Source organism: Haloglomus irregulare, assembly GCF_007421925.1.
GTDB classification, from domain to species: Archaea; Halobacteriota; Halobacteria; order Halobacteriales; family Haloarculaceae; genus Haloglomus; species Haloglomus irregulare.
In genome coordinates this window covers 1-12,716 of record NZ_QMDX01000020.1, presented here as the reverse complement: position 1 = coordinate 12,716, position 12,716 = coordinate 1, and the positions used below count along the sequence as shown (strand labels likewise).

The window sequence follows — 12,716 nt, the reverse complement described above, 5'->3', positions numbered from 1 at the left end:
CGGAAAACCCGCCGGCACTCGGACTTTGCACCCTCGTCCCGGGGAAGCGTGCTCGCTTGGCTCTTGCGTATGCAGACGGCGGGCAGCGAGTGACCGGCCGGTTCCCCTCGCCCCCGGGTCGAACACTCCCGAAGTCTCAAGCTACTTATTCCGCGACGGTCAACGGAGTGCTAATGCCCTCCCGGCGGCGGTTCCTGGCCTCTATGGGCGCGGCCGCGGCAGCCGTGGGGCTGGCGGGCTGTTCGGGGTCCGGGGGCCGGAGCCCACCCCACGAGGCCTGGCTGTACGACCCACGGGCGGCGCTGGGGCTCGACCTCCCGTGGCGGGGGTTCGTGTCGGTCGACGTTCCCCGAGCGTGGGCGCGACGCGAACAGTTGCCGGAGGAGTGGGTCGCGACCGTGACCAGTTTCGACCGGGGGGTCACCTCCGTCGACCGGGGCGACCTGGACCGGTTGACCGCGCAGGGGTTCGGGACCGCGGACCTGACCACGGCCGGCACCACCGTTGCACTCACCGGCGACATCGAGGCGCGCCCGGTGGTTCGGGAGTTCGCGCAGGGGAGCACCGTCGAGGAGCACGAGCCCGTGGCCGGCCACCGACTGTTCGGCTACGAGCCGCGGTTCCTGGGCCGCATCGATCGGAACGGCGAGCTCACCAGCGGGTCGCTGGGCCTCGCCGTCGCGGACGGGCGGGCCGTGGCCGGTGGCCTGCTCGCACGCGAGGAGCGCGCCGTGGACTCGGTGGCGGCCATGGTCCGGGCGCGGGCCGGGGCGGCGGAGTCGGAGCCGGACCGGGACATCCGGTCGGTCGGGCGGGCGCTCGCCGCGTCCCCGCTCGGGCTGCCGCCGGTCGCGGGCGGGGTCACCTTCGACCGGGCCCTCGCCTCACGGCTGTCCGGGGCCATCCCGGAGGCGTGGCCGACGCTCGCCGCGGCGGTCGACGACCTGCGGGCGTTCGGCGTCGGCCTCCGCTTCGGGCCCGACCGGACGCTCACCGAGTTCGTCTTCGTCTACGACCCGCGTGCCATCGCCGAGAACGAGAACCTCCGGGCCGCCGCCGACAAGCTCACCGAGGAGTCGGACACGGTCGACAACGGCGTGGTCGGGGTGCGGCTCGGACCCGACGGCCGCTCGCTCGTCGTCCGGACCACCGTCTCCCCGCAGACCGTCTGGGCGGACTTCCGCGGCGAGCTTCCGGGCTTCTGAGCGACACGGGCGGAGATGCCGGTTACGCCAGTGTCACTGGCCCGTTCCCGGATGCAAAGCGTCAAACGGGTCCCCGGCGAAACTATCGGTAATGGTTCTGGGGACCGATCGACGCGTGCTGGCGCTGGCCATGGCCCGCATGGCCGACGCGCTTGGCAACTCCTTTCTCATCATCGTCCTCCCGCTGTACATCGCGAGCGGACAGGTCGCGATCGACGGCATCGTCGGCGGCCGGCTGCTCGGCTTCACCCTGACCGAGGAGTTCCTCATCGGGCTCGTCCTCTCGCTCTTCGGCTTTCTGAACAGTTTCGGCCAGCCGGTCACCGGCCGCATCTCCGACCGCGTCGGGACGCGCAAGCCGTTCATCCTGGGCGGGCTGGTCGTCTTCGGGGTCGCCAGCGCGGCCTACCCGTTCGTCTCCTCGTACGCCGCCATCCTCGTCGTCCGGGCGGTCCAGGGGCTCGGCGCGGCCCTCACCGTGCCCGCGACCATCGCGCTGGTCAACGACTACGCGACCAGCGACGACGAGCGCGGCGGCAACTTCGGCGTGTTCAACACCTTCCGACTCATCGGCTTCGGCTTCGGCCCCATCGTCGCCGGCATCGTCGTCGCCGGCGGGTTCGGCCGCGAGACCGTCACCGAGTACGTTCTGGGCGGACTGACGCTGTCCGGGTTCAACGCCGCGTTCGCCATCGCCGTCCTCGGGGCGGTCGTCTCCTTCGCCCTCGTCGTCTGGCTGGTCGACGAACCGCCGCGGGCCGGCGCCGACGCTGCCGACGACCTCTCGATATCCGTCCTCGATCCCGACGGCGGCATCGACACGGTGTTCGCGGTCGGCATCGGGACGCTGTTCATGGCGCTCACCATCGCGCTGTTCGCCACCCTGCAGGAGCCCATCAACACCGCGCTCGGCCAGGGCTCGACGCTGTTCGGGCTGCAGTTCTCCGCCGTCGTGGCCGCGAACGTCCTGCTGCAGGTGCCCATCGGCAACTGGGCCGACGAGTACGGCCGCCGGCCGTTCATCATCGCCGGGTTCGCGCTGCTGGCGCCGTCCGTGCTCGCCCAGGGGCTCATCCCGCTGGTCACGACGCCCGGGACCCTCGTCGGCCCCGGGCTGATGCTCGCCTCGCGGCTGGTCCAGGGCGTCGCCGTCGCGATGGTGTTCGCGCCGGGACTCGCCGTCGCCGGCGACCTCGCGCGCGACGGCCGGTCCGGCACCACCCTCTCCGTCCTGACGATGGCGTTCGGGCTGGGCGTCGCCTTCGGGCCGCTGGTCTCCGGGTTCCTGTTCTCGTTCGGGCTGCTCGCCCCCTTCGCCTTCGGCGCCGGCCTCGCCGTGGTCGCGCTCGTCCTCACGGTCACGCAGGTCGAGGAGACGCTGGGCGGCGGCAGTCCCACCCCGGAGGCCGACGACCCGCCGGCCGTCGCGCAGGACTGACGGATGGGCCCGCCGTCGGGCCTAGGTCTTTGACGGTGCCACGCCTGCGGTCGGTATGACCGACGATCGGACGCCCGTGACGTTCGAGGGCGAGCGATGACCGACCCCGGGCTCCCGTTCACCCTCGGCGCGGTCCAGCTCGGCAACAACGCGTTCGAGGGGTCGAACAACTGCTACGTCATCGGTGCCGACACCGACCGGACGACCCTCGTCGACACCGGCATCGCGATGCCCGACGTCGAGCGTGACCTGCGCGAGGGGCTCGCCGAGTACGACCTCGGGTTCGCCGACATCGACCAGGTCCTGCTCACGCACTGGCACATGGACCACGTCGGCCTCGCCGGAACCGTCCAGGCCGAGAGCGACTGCGTCGTCCGTGCCCACGAGGCCGACGCCGGCCTCATCGGGGGTGATGAGGCCGCCGAGGCCGAATCCGAGGCGACGCTCGAACGGCTCGTCGAGGAGTGGGGGGTGCCCGAGGCGCCACGCGAGGAGCTGTTCGCCTTCCTCGAGATGGGCGAGGGAGGTGCGGGCGACCCACCCGACGTGACGCCGTTCGAGGCCGGGGAATCGTTCGACGCCGGTGGGACGACGCTCGAGGCCGTCCACCTCCCGGGCCACTCCGCCGGCCTCACCGGGTTCGCGTTCGACGGCCGCGACGGCCGGGAGCTGTTCAGCGGCGACGCGCTGCTGCCGTACTACACGCCCAACGTCGGCGGCGCGGACACGCGCGTCGACCGGCCGTTGGCAAGATACCTCGACACCCTCGCCGGCATCGTCGAGACGGGCCACACCCGCGCCTGGCCGGGCCACCGGGGCCCCATCGTCGACCCCGTCGGCCGGGCCGCGGACATCGTGGTCCACCACCGCGAGCGCACCGGCCGCATCGTGGACCACCTCCGGGCGTCGGGGCCGGCCGACCCCTGGTCCGTCTCCGCCCATCTGTTCGGCGACCTCTCGAACATCCACATCCTGCACGGCCCCGGCGAGGCCTACGCGCACCTCCAGCATCTCGCGAACGCCGGCGTCGTGGAGCGCGACGGTCGGCGATACGCGCTCGTTGACGGGACGGCGAACCTCGACGAACTGTTCCCCGACGTGGCCGGCCTGGGGCTCCGGCCGGACGCCATCCCCGGCCCCGGGTGAGTGTGGGGCCGGATCTCGCGAGCGGACGATGCCGTCAGTGCCGACTCCGGGTGATCGGCGAACCTGGCGAGGGCTCGGACGACAGACGGATATCAGAATATAGCAGGTTCCAGCTGTTTGTTCGGATTCTAACCATGCGAACACCCGTTCTCCGAAGTTATCGCGCCGGTTCGGGGGTTACGCGAACGTCTTCGAGACCGCCTCCTCGTCCGCGTCGCTCTCCTGCTGGATCTTCTCCCAGGCCTGTTCGAAGTCCTCCATCCGGACCTCCGTGCGGTCGTCGCGGATGGCGAACATCCCCGCCTCCGTGCAGATCGCCTTGATATCCGCGCCGGAGGCGTCGTCGGCGACCTCGGCGAGGGCCTCGTAGTCGACGCCGTCGGCGACGTTCATGCTGCGAGTGTGGATCTGGAAGATCATCTCGCGGCCCTCGGCGTCCGGCTTGGGCACCTCGATGAGGCGGTCGAAGCGGCCGGGCCGGAGGATGGCGCGGTCGAGCATGTCGAAGCGGTTGGTCGCCGCGATGATGGAGATGTTCCCGCGCTCGTCGAAGCCGTCCATCTCGGAGAGCAGCTGCATCATCGTCCGCTGGACCTCGGCGTCGCCGGAGGTCTTCGATTCGGTGCGTTTGGCCGCGATGGCGTCAATCTCGTCGATGAAGATGACGGCGGGCTGGCTCTGACGCGCGAGTTCGAACAGGTCCCGGACCAGCTTCGCGCCCTCGCCGATGAACTTGTGGACGAGTTCGGAGCCGGCCATCTTGATGAAGGTGGCGTCGGTCTGGTTGGCGACGGCCTTCGCGAGCATCGTCTTGCCGGTGCCCGGCGGGCCGTAGAGCAGGACGCCGCTGGGCGGGTCGATGCCGACCTCGTCGAACATCTCGGGGCTCTTGAGCGGGAGCTCGACGGTCTCGCGGACCTCCTCCATCTGCTCGTCGATGCCGCCGATGTCGGCGTAGCCGACGTCCGGCTTGTGCTCGACCTGCATCACGCGGGCCCGGACGTCCGTCTCGTCGTCCAGCACCTTGACGATGGACAGCGAGTTGTTGACCGCGACCCGGTCGTCCGGCTCGACGCGGCCGCGCGTCTCGTCGGTGACCTCGGTGAGCGCCTCCTGGTTGTTCCCGTGCTGCTTGATGACGATGCCCTCGTTCGTGAGTTCCTGGACGGTTGCCACGAACAGGGGCGACTGCTTGAGCTTCTTGTTCTCGTGGGTGAGCCGCTCCAGCTTCTGCTGGTACTTGTTGTTCTCGGCGCTTGCGTCCAGCAGCTTGTCCCGCATCTCCTCGTTCTGGCCCTCGAGAACCTCCAGCCGCTCTCGAAGTGCCTCCACCTTCTCCTGCTGGGAGGCGTTCTCGTCGTACGGCATCTCGACGTCGTCAACGGCGTCGGACATTACCCGAATATAGGGCCGCAGGCTCATAAGAGGTTTCGGGTAAGGACAGCCCGAGAACCCCGCGCCGCGGCCGGAGACCACTCGAGGGCGTCGACTTCGGGTGTTGCAGGGCGGTCGAGGGATGGATGCGTATGAATCATATTCTAACTCGTAATTATTATAATCGTGGGTCGCCGAACCCGAGTATGGCGACGGGTGACACCGCGACGGACGCACGCGACCCGAACGAGACCGGCCGACCCGCCGGGTCCGGGAGCGGGGAGCAGGAGGCCGCCGAGGCGGACGCCACCGCCGACTGGGAGACGGTGGCCTCGCTCCCGGCGAGCGCCAAGCTGGTGGCCCGGACCCTGGGGTACCAGGGGCCACTCACGGGGACGGGACTCGCCGACGCGACCCGGCTCCCGCCCCGGACCGTCCGGTACGCGGTCGACCAACTGGAGAGCGCGGACGTCATCGACGTTCGACCGGCGCTCTCGGACGCCCGCGAGAAGCGGTACCGGCTCCGGCGGGACTGACGACTCGGGCCCGGGACCGCCAGGGCGTGGCCGGCACACCACCGTAACGCTTGAACCGGTCGCCGGTCAACGAGCGGCAAGGGATGCCGGACTGTGACTACTGTGAGGAGTCGTTCGGGAGCGAGGAGGCCTACCTGAAGCACTTAGCGGGCACGCACGAGGGCGAGCTCGGCCCCATCGACAAGCGTCGCATCGGCGAGGCGGACGACGACGACGGCTCGCTGGCCGACGCCGCCGGCCCCATCGCGCTCGGGGCCATCGTCCTGTTCGCGGGGGCCACCATCGCCTATCTCGTGTTCTTCGCCGGGTCGGGCAGCGCCAGCGACGGCCCCTCCGGCCTCGGCTCCGTCCATGGCCACGGCACCATCAACATGACCGTGACGGGCCAGCAGGTCGACTTCAGCCGGCCGGAGTACCAGCGCCCGGGCGAGAACCGCTTCTTCCACTTCGAGGGCGGCAACGGCCGCATCTGGCACGTCCACGGCGAGGGCGTCACGCTCCAGTACGCGATGAACACCCTCGACATCGGCGTGACCAGCGACTCCGTCACGTTCCAGGGCACCACCTACGAGGACGCCGACCCCGAGTACGACGTCGAGGTGACCGTCGGCGGCGAGGCCGTGGATCCCTCGGAGTACGTCCTCACGGGCAGCAACCGGACGCCGGAGGCCCGCCGGACCAGCAGTGGGTCGCACGTCCGCATCATCGTGACGCGGACGAACTGACCCCCCGGCCCGTCCGAGCCACGGTTCAGAACTCGCCCAGCCGCGACTGGCCCCCATCGTCCTCGTCGAGTCCCGCGAGCGAGACGGCCTCGTCCAGCGCCGCGGCGAACGTCGACTCCTGACTCCGGTCGTACAGCGTCGCCGCGGGATGGACGCAGAGGAGCACCCGGTAGCTGCCCTCGCCGACCCGCGCGTCGTGGACGTCGCCCGCTTCGCTCGTCACGGCGACGGACCGCGCCAGCAGATGCTCGGCGGGGACCTTGCCCAGCGTCACGACGAGTTCGGGGTCGACGCGGGCCAGTTCCGCGGCCAGATACCCCTTGCAGTTCGCCAGCTCCTCGCTGTGCGGGTCACGGTTGTCCGGGGGCCGACAGCGGACGCAGTTGGTGATGCGGACGTCCTGCCGGGCCAGCCCCCGGTCCCGCAGCGCGTCGGTCAGCACGTCGCCCGACCGGCCGACGAACGGCTCGCCCTCGGCATCCTCGTTGGCGCCGGGGGCCTCACCGACGAACAGCAGGTCCGCGTCCGCCGGCCCGACACCGTTGACGATGCGCGACCGTGACGCACACAGCTCCGGACAGGCCTCGCAGGCCGTCACGTCGAGTCCCTCCATCTCCCCCGGGAGCGGTTCGCTCATTACCGGTGTCACTCGCGGCGGCCACTAAGAGCCCGCGGTCGGGCGGTCCCTCCGTGTGCGCGGGGGCGTCAGTCCCGCCCTCGTCGTGCGAAGTCGTCCCCGGCGCGGGCGGCCAGGCGTGCCACCCGGACCGGCTCGGGGCGACCGCCCTCGGGCGTGAACGCCACGACGACCTCGCGAGCGGTCCCGGGGTCACAGCCGACCGCCCGGACGAAACAGGTCTCCCCGTTGATTTCGACGGGCTCGCGGGGCGGCTGGCGCTCGTAGATATCAAGTCGCTCGTCGCAGTCTGCCGACTCCCCGGCGAAGGCATCCCGCAGGGTGGGCTCGAGTCCCTCGCTCGTCTCGAAGGAGACCGACAGGACCGGCCGATCGACGGCCTCGTGGATGGCGTGCAGGTCGAGCAGGTTGAACCAGGCCGGTGCGATGCCCGCGACTAGCAGGTATCGCACGTCCTCCCGGTCCAGTCGCTGCCAGCAGTCGATGACGGTCCGCGTCGCGTCCGTCCCCCCGACGGTCCAGGAGTCGAGGACGAGGTCGTCGAACGTGCGGTCCGCGCGGACGACCGCCCCCGCAACGGTAGCGCGGCGGTCGCCGGCCGCCGACTCGGCGACGCCCAGCGCGCGGACCCCGCCCTTCACCTCAGGACCCCTGCTCCTCCCCCTGGTCGGACTTGATCTCCTCGAGCTTGTTCAGCAGGTCCTCGCTGTCCGTGTCGCCGAACTCGTACTCGACCTCCCCACTGTGGTCGTGGTCGGCGGCGTTCATCCCCTCGTCCTCGAGATCGGTATCGATCTCCTGGTTCTCCTGTTCGGATTCGTCGTAGCTCCCGAAGCCCATGTCCAGTCGCATCTAGCGAGTTCTCAATTATAAATCGTACGCCGGGGGAACGGCTCAGACGTAGATGTAGCCCTCGAGGGGGTCGTATCGGGTCCCGTCCACGCACAGGTCCGCCGCGACCGCACGGGCGACGGCCACCGCCGCGACGAGGCCGTCCAGCGCGTCCCCGCCCGCGTCCGACAGGAGCCGCTCGCGAGGCACGCCGTCGAGGCGGACCCCCCAGTCGACGAGGCCGTCGAGGATGCGCTCGCGCCGGGCCGGCCCCTCCGGGTACTTGCTGTCGTCCTTGTACTTCCGGTCGGGGAGGTCCAGCGCGCGCAGCGTCGCCGCCGGGTAGACCTCCACCACGGCGGGGCGGTCGCCCGCGTTCCCGTCGTCACCAGGGAGCATCGGTGGCACCGCGACGCGGTCCGCCCGGACGAGGGGGGCGAGCACGTCCCGTAGCCCGTGGAGCGTCTGGTACCGCGTGATGAACGAGTACGGCGAGGAGGCGCCGGTGGGGCCGTCGGTGGCCCGCTTCAGCTCGACGCCGTCGGCGTCGCTCGCTCGGGCCCGCTCCTTCAGCGCCGACTGGAACGAGCGGCCGTCGGCGTCGGCGAACCGCTCTGCCACCCAGTCGAGGGCGCCCCGCCAGCCGTCGGTCCGGGCGATGTCGTCCGGGAGCACCGCCCGCGGGAGTCCGAGCGAGCAGTCCACGCCCGCGATACCCCCGCCGTCGGGCCCGTCACCCGCGAGGAACCCCCGGAGGTCCCGGAGGACCGCTGTACGGCCCTCGCCGTCGAACGCCTCGCTGGCCGGCCGGGCGTCGGTGACCCGGAGGTGGTCGTCGGCGACCTCGCCGGAGACGAGCCAGATGTCCTCGCCGGGCGCCGCGCTGCCGCTGAAATCGATGCCGTGGACGCGCACGGGCCGGCTTGGGCCGGTGGTCGTGAGAACCCGTCGCTCCGCGTGGAGCTTGCCATTCCCGGGAGTTTGATACGTCGTGGCGGCGTACAGCCGTCTATGCCCAAGACGCTGGAGATCACCTGTGCGGATTCGGACTGTGATCTGGACATGGCCGAACTCCACTACACCTACAACATGCCCGACGGCACCGGTTCGGAGGCGTTCAGCTGCCCGTACTGTGGCGGCTCGGTGGAGGCGATCGACGCGTGAGCGACTCGGACGACGACTTCGCCGAGGAGTTCGACGACTCGTTCGAGGACGCGTTCGAGGAGGACTTCGAGGACGCCGAGGACTCCGGGAGCGGGGTGGACCTGCCGTCGCTACGAGACCTCGGCGAGTCCGTCGGCGAGGCCGTCCTCGACGGGGTCGGCCGTGCCTCCGCGCGGCTGCAGGAGCGCCGCCCGCTGGCCGCGGACGTGCTCGAATCCGAGGACGCCTACCTCGTCGTCTTCGACGCCCCCGGCGCCGAGCGCGAGGACGTGCAGGTCCGATACGACGGCGCCGAGGTCGGCGTCCGGGTCGACCGCTTCCGCGAGTTCCAGGACGGGTTCGAGATGCGCGTCCCCGGCCGTGGCCTCTCGCTCTCCGGCGAGGTCACGCTCCCGGTCGGCGCCGACGTCGATGTCGACGCCGCCGAGGCCACGCTGACCGAGAACGGGACCGTCAGGGTCCGCGTCCCGAAGCGGACGGACGAGCACGCAGAGGGCGCGGACGAGGCGGCAGACGACACCGGCGGGGCGGAGGAGTAGGGACGGCGCCCGGCCCCGTTACTCCCCGACCAGCATCCCCTCCACGATATCGAACGACTCGTCCCCGTCGAACCGCGCCGGGTCGAACGGGCGGCACCAGTCGCCGTCGTGGATACCGCGGGCGATCCGCTCCCCGAGCGCCGGCGCGCGCATGAAGCCGTGGCCCTGCCATCCCGCGGCGACCACCACGTCGGGCGCGCGCTCGCCGAGCAGCGGGTCGCCATCGGGGGTGGCGGTGCAGAGCCCGGCCCACGCCCGCTCGACCGCCGGGGCCGTCCCGACGGCGTCGCGCAGGTGGTCGGCGCAGTCATCGAGGAACCATCCGTCCGCCGCCTCGCGCCAGTCGTCGGGGTCACGCTCGATCGGTTCGGTCCCGTCGCCGACGAGCAGTCCATCCTCGCGAGGCCGACAGTAGTAGCCCCCCGTCGCGTCGTACAACTGCGGCACACGGTCGGCCAGCGGCGTCGCGGCCGTGACGGCGGCCTGGACGCGGTACGGCTTGACCGGCACCGGCAGGCCCGCGTCCCCGAGCAGTCGCGCCGTGTGAGCGCCCGCAGCGACGACGACCGTATCGAAGGCACGTGACTCGCCGCCGACCCGGAGTCGCGGGGTGGCGGCCGTCTCGGCACCGTCGTTCGCTGGCGCCGCGAGCGCGACCGGCGTCCCCTCGCGGAGCCGGACCCCTGCGTCGACGGCGCGGTCAGCCATGGCCCGGGTGTAGCTCCCGGGGTCGGCGTACCCCGCGTCCCGGGCGACGGCCGCCACCTCGATGTCGGCCCGGAGCGCGGGGAACTCCGCCCGGAGGGCGTCCCCGTCGAGGAGGTCGACACGACGGCCGTGGGCCCGCATCCGCGGGACCTGCTCGCGGATGGCCTCGGCCCGGCCCCCATCGCCCTCGCGGGCCAACCAGACGTAGGGGTGGTCGGTGAACGACCAGTCGAAGCCCCCCTCGGCGTCGAGTTCGCGGAAGCGGGCCAGGGCGCGTTCGGCGACCACGGCGTCGACGTCCTCGGCGAAGGCGTCGTAGCAGACCCCGGCCGCCCGACCGCTGGCCCCCGAGGCGACCGTCCCGGCGTCGAACAGCCACACCTCGTCGCCACGCGTCGCGAGGTCGTGTGCGGCCGTCGCCCCGACCGCACCAGCCCCGACGACCGCGACCCGCCGTCCGTCCATACGCCCGCTCCGGGGCGGGCGGGCTTGGATGCTCCGGCCGGACGGAGTGCGGTATCCGGGGCCGTTCGTTCGTGGAGGGAACCCGATATAACTCGTTTTTGTCGCTATTTTCGGGGAGAAACGGACCGTTTCGGGGTTGAACGCTACAGAAGCCGGTTACGCGGGGAGTCGTCCCACCGAGTCAGCCCGCGTGGGGCTCATGGGGGCGCTGGAGCTCGACCGTCACGACCGCCCCGCGGGGGTCGTTGTCATCGACGGTGACCGAACCGTCGACCTTCTCGGTGAGTACCTGGACCATGTAGAGACCGATGCCCAGTCCCCGGTTGCCCGGCCCCTGTCGGCCCTCGCCGAACGCCTGCTCGGCGAGTCCGTCGGGGAACCCGGGACCGTTGTCGGCGACCCGGAGGCACGCCCGGTTATCGCCGTGGGACACCGCCACCGCCACGACGGGCGTCTCGGCGTCGTTGTGCTCGATGGCGTTCCCGAGGAGGTTCGTGACGACGGCCCGGAACGTCGTGTTCGCGACCACCTCGACGCCCGGCTGGATGTCCGTCTCGACGGTCGCCCCCGGGAACCGGTCGCGGGTGTGGGCCACCTCCTCGGCGACGAGTTCCGAGAGGTCGACGGTCGTCCGGTGACCCCCCTCGGTGATGGTGTCCATCACGACGCGGACGTCCTCGACCAGGTTCGTGATGCGGGTGCCGCCCTGCCTGATGTTCCGCAGGTAGCGCTCGTTCTCGGCGTCGAGGTCGAGGTCCTCGCCGAGGAGGTCGACGTACCCCTGGATGGTCTGCGTGCCGTTGAGCACGTCATGCCGGAGCATGTGGTTGACGAGTTCGAGAGTGTCGTTGCGGGCCTCCAGCTCACGGACGAGTCGTCGGTTCTGCGCGGCCCGGCCGCGGTTGAACCCGGCGACCAGCCCCAGGACCCCGCCGAGGTTGCCGAACAGAACGTAGCCGTCGGTCAGGGCCACAACCGTCGTCGTCCCGGTCAGCAGGGCCGACAGGTTGGCCCACGTGTAGAGGACGTTCAGCAGGAGGATACCGCCGGCGTACCACGCCGTCACGAACCAGCGGAGCCGGGGCTCGTCGAACTCGCGGTGGAGGACGACGGCGCCGAGGACGGCGCCCAGCGCGAGACCGACCTGCATGAACGCGTCGAACAGCAGCGTCACGAGGGGGGCGTCGCCCCCCGCGACCAGCGACAGACCCCCAGCTCCCGCGAACAGGATGGCGACCGCGCCCACCGCCACCTCGCCGCCGAAGGGGAGGTCGGAGGTCGGCCACGGCTCGCCGCGGTCCGACCTGTCCGCCAGCAGCCCCGTCTCCTCGGTCGGCTCGCCTCGACTCATCCGGAACCGTCTCGGATGACGGAACTGACAGTGTTAAACCTATCCACGCCACGGCCCGTCTCAAGCGGCCAGCCCCATCGCCTCGATCTGCTCCTGGTACCGGTTCCGGATGGTGACCTCGGTCACCTGCGCGACCTCGGCGACCTCGCGCTGGGTCTTCTTCTCGTTGCAGAGCAGCGAGGCGGCGTAGATGGCCGCGGCGGCGTAGCCCGTCGGGGACTTCCCCGAGAGGAGTCCCTGCTCGGCGGTCTCCGTGATTATCTCCTCGGCCTTGGCCTTGACTTCCTCGGAGAGTTCGAGCTCCGAGCAGAAGCGGGGGACGTACTGCTTGGGGTCGACGGGTTCCATCTCCAGGCCGAGTTCCTGGGAGACGTAGCGGTAGGTGCGGCCGATCTCCTTGCGCTCGACGCGGGAGACGTCGCTGATCTCCTCCAGGGACCGCGGGATGCCCTCCTGGCGGCAGGCGGCGTAGAGCACGGATGTGGCGACGCCCTCGATGGAGCGCCCCCGGATGAGGTCCTCGTCGAGACAGCGCCGGTAGGTGACGGAGGCCACCTCCCGGACCGAGCGCGGGACGCCCAGCGCGCTCGCCATCCG

15 protein-coding genes are annotated in these 12,716 nt (G+C 71.1%); 7 read left to right on the top strand and 8 right to left on the bottom strand.

The features are described 5' to 3' along the window. Nucleotides 1-173 precede the first annotated feature (173 nt). The 3 genes from DP107_RS17525 to DP107_RS17515 all read left to right on the top strand — a co-directional run bounded on the left by DP107_RS17525 (nucleotide 174) and on the right by DP107_RS17515 (nucleotide 3,789). Entirely contained in the window at nucleotides 174-1,205 is a 1,032-nt protein-coding gene (locus DP107_RS17525) for a twin-arginine translocation signal domain-containing protein (RefSeq protein ID WP_144263410.1), read from the top strand. A 91-nt stretch (nucleotides 1,206-1,296) separates the two neighbouring features. Then, on the top strand, nucleotides 1,297-2,643 hold the full coding sequence (locus tag DP107_RS17520; RefSeq protein ID WP_144263409.1) for an MFS transporter: 1,347 nt from the start codon (nucleotides 1,297-1,299) through the stop codon (nucleotides 2,641-2,643). Between the two features lie 96 nt (nucleotides 2,644-2,739). Further along, nucleotides 2,740-3,789 (top strand): MBL fold metallo-hydrolase, encoded by a 1,050-nt coding sequence (locus tag DP107_RS17515; protein WP_144263408.1) that lies wholly within the window; start codon nucleotides 2,740-2,742, stop codon nucleotides 3,787-3,789. A gap of 177 nt (nucleotides 3,790-3,966) precedes the next feature. Here the strand turns inward: DP107_RS17515 and pan1 are convergent, their stop codons facing one another. Continuing rightward, on the bottom strand, nucleotides 3,967-5,184 hold the full coding sequence (pan1, locus tag DP107_RS17510; protein WP_144263407.1) for a proteasome-activating nucleotidase Pan1: 1,218 nt from the start codon (nucleotides 5,182-5,184) through the stop codon (nucleotides 3,967-3,969). A 185-nt stretch (nucleotides 5,185-5,369) separates the two neighbouring features. Here pan1 and DP107_RS21300 point away from each other — a divergent pair, with 185 nt between their 5' ends. After that, nucleotides 5,370-5,699, top strand: a complete 330-nt coding sequence (locus DP107_RS21300; RefSeq protein WP_338072743.1) for a helix-turn-helix domain-containing protein — start codon at nucleotides 5,370-5,372, stop codon at nucleotides 5,697-5,699. Between the two features lie 83 nt (nucleotides 5,700-5,782). Further along, a complete protein-coding gene (locus DP107_RS17500) occupies nucleotides 5,783-6,424 on the top strand; it encodes a hypothetical protein (protein ID WP_144263406.1) in 642 nt (213 codons plus the stop codon). Nucleotides 6,425-6,449: 25 nt separating this feature from the next. Here DP107_RS17500 and DP107_RS17495 read toward each other — a convergent pair whose 3' ends face one another. From DP107_RS17495 to DP107_RS17480, 4 genes are all read right to left on the bottom strand, one after another. Next, nucleotides 6,450-7,061, bottom strand: coding sequence for a uracil-DNA glycosylase (locus DP107_RS17495; protein ID WP_144263405.1), 612 nt, complete (start codon nucleotides 7,059-7,061; stop codon nucleotides 6,450-6,452). A 68-nt stretch (nucleotides 7,062-7,129) separates the two neighbouring features. Continuing rightward, nucleotides 7,130-7,702 (bottom strand): endonuclease dU, encoded by a 573-nt coding sequence (locus tag DP107_RS17490; protein WP_144263404.1) that lies wholly within the window; start codon nucleotides 7,700-7,702, stop codon nucleotides 7,130-7,132. Nucleotide 7,703: 1 nt separating this feature from the next. Beyond that, nucleotides 7,704-7,901 (bottom strand): DUF5786 family protein, encoded by a 198-nt coding sequence (locus DP107_RS17485; RefSeq protein ID WP_144263430.1) that lies wholly within the window; start codon nucleotides 7,899-7,901, stop codon nucleotides 7,704-7,706. A 54-nt stretch (nucleotides 7,902-7,955) separates the two neighbouring features. Next, on the bottom strand, nucleotides 7,956-8,807 hold the full coding sequence (locus DP107_RS17480) for a DUF429 domain-containing protein (protein WP_144263403.1): 852 nt from the start codon (nucleotides 8,805-8,807) through the stop codon (nucleotides 7,956-7,958). A 96-nt stretch (nucleotides 8,808-8,903) separates the two neighbouring features. Between DP107_RS17480 and DP107_RS20315 the strand changes: the two genes are divergently transcribed. Together DP107_RS20315 and DP107_RS17475 are read left to right on the top strand one after the other, a co-directional pair. Continuing rightward, entirely contained in the window at nucleotides 8,904-9,056 is a 153-nt protein-coding gene (locus DP107_RS20315; protein ID WP_185977382.1) for a DUF7559 family protein, read from the top strand. Next, nucleotides 9,053-9,595, top strand: coding sequence for an Hsp20/alpha crystallin family protein (locus tag DP107_RS17475; RefSeq protein ID WP_338072742.1), 543 nt, complete (start codon nucleotides 9,053-9,055; stop codon nucleotides 9,593-9,595). The genes DP107_RS20315 and DP107_RS17475 overlap by 4 nt, the downstream gene beginning before the upstream one ends. A gap of 18 nt (nucleotides 9,596-9,613) precedes the next feature. On the opposite strand, the gene DP107_RS17470 is transcribed toward DP107_RS17475, so the two are convergent. From DP107_RS17470 to DP107_RS17460, 3 genes are all read right to left on the bottom strand, one after another. After that, nucleotides 9,614-10,768 (bottom strand): NAD(P)/FAD-dependent oxidoreductase, encoded by a 1,155-nt coding sequence (locus DP107_RS17470; RefSeq protein ID WP_144263402.1) that lies wholly within the window; start codon nucleotides 10,766-10,768, stop codon nucleotides 9,614-9,616. 181 nt (nucleotides 10,769-10,949) lie between these two features. Beyond that, nucleotides 10,950-12,119: a sensor histidine kinase gene (locus DP107_RS17465; RefSeq protein ID WP_144263401.1), complete on the bottom strand. Its 1,170-nt coding sequence runs from the start codon at nucleotides 12,117-12,119 to the stop codon at nucleotides 10,950-10,952. 60 nt (nucleotides 12,120-12,179) lie between these two features. Continuing rightward, the coding region (locus DP107_RS17460) for a transcription initiation factor IIB (protein ID WP_394348554.1) at nucleotides 12,180-12,716 on the bottom strand (537 nt) is incomplete at its 5' end.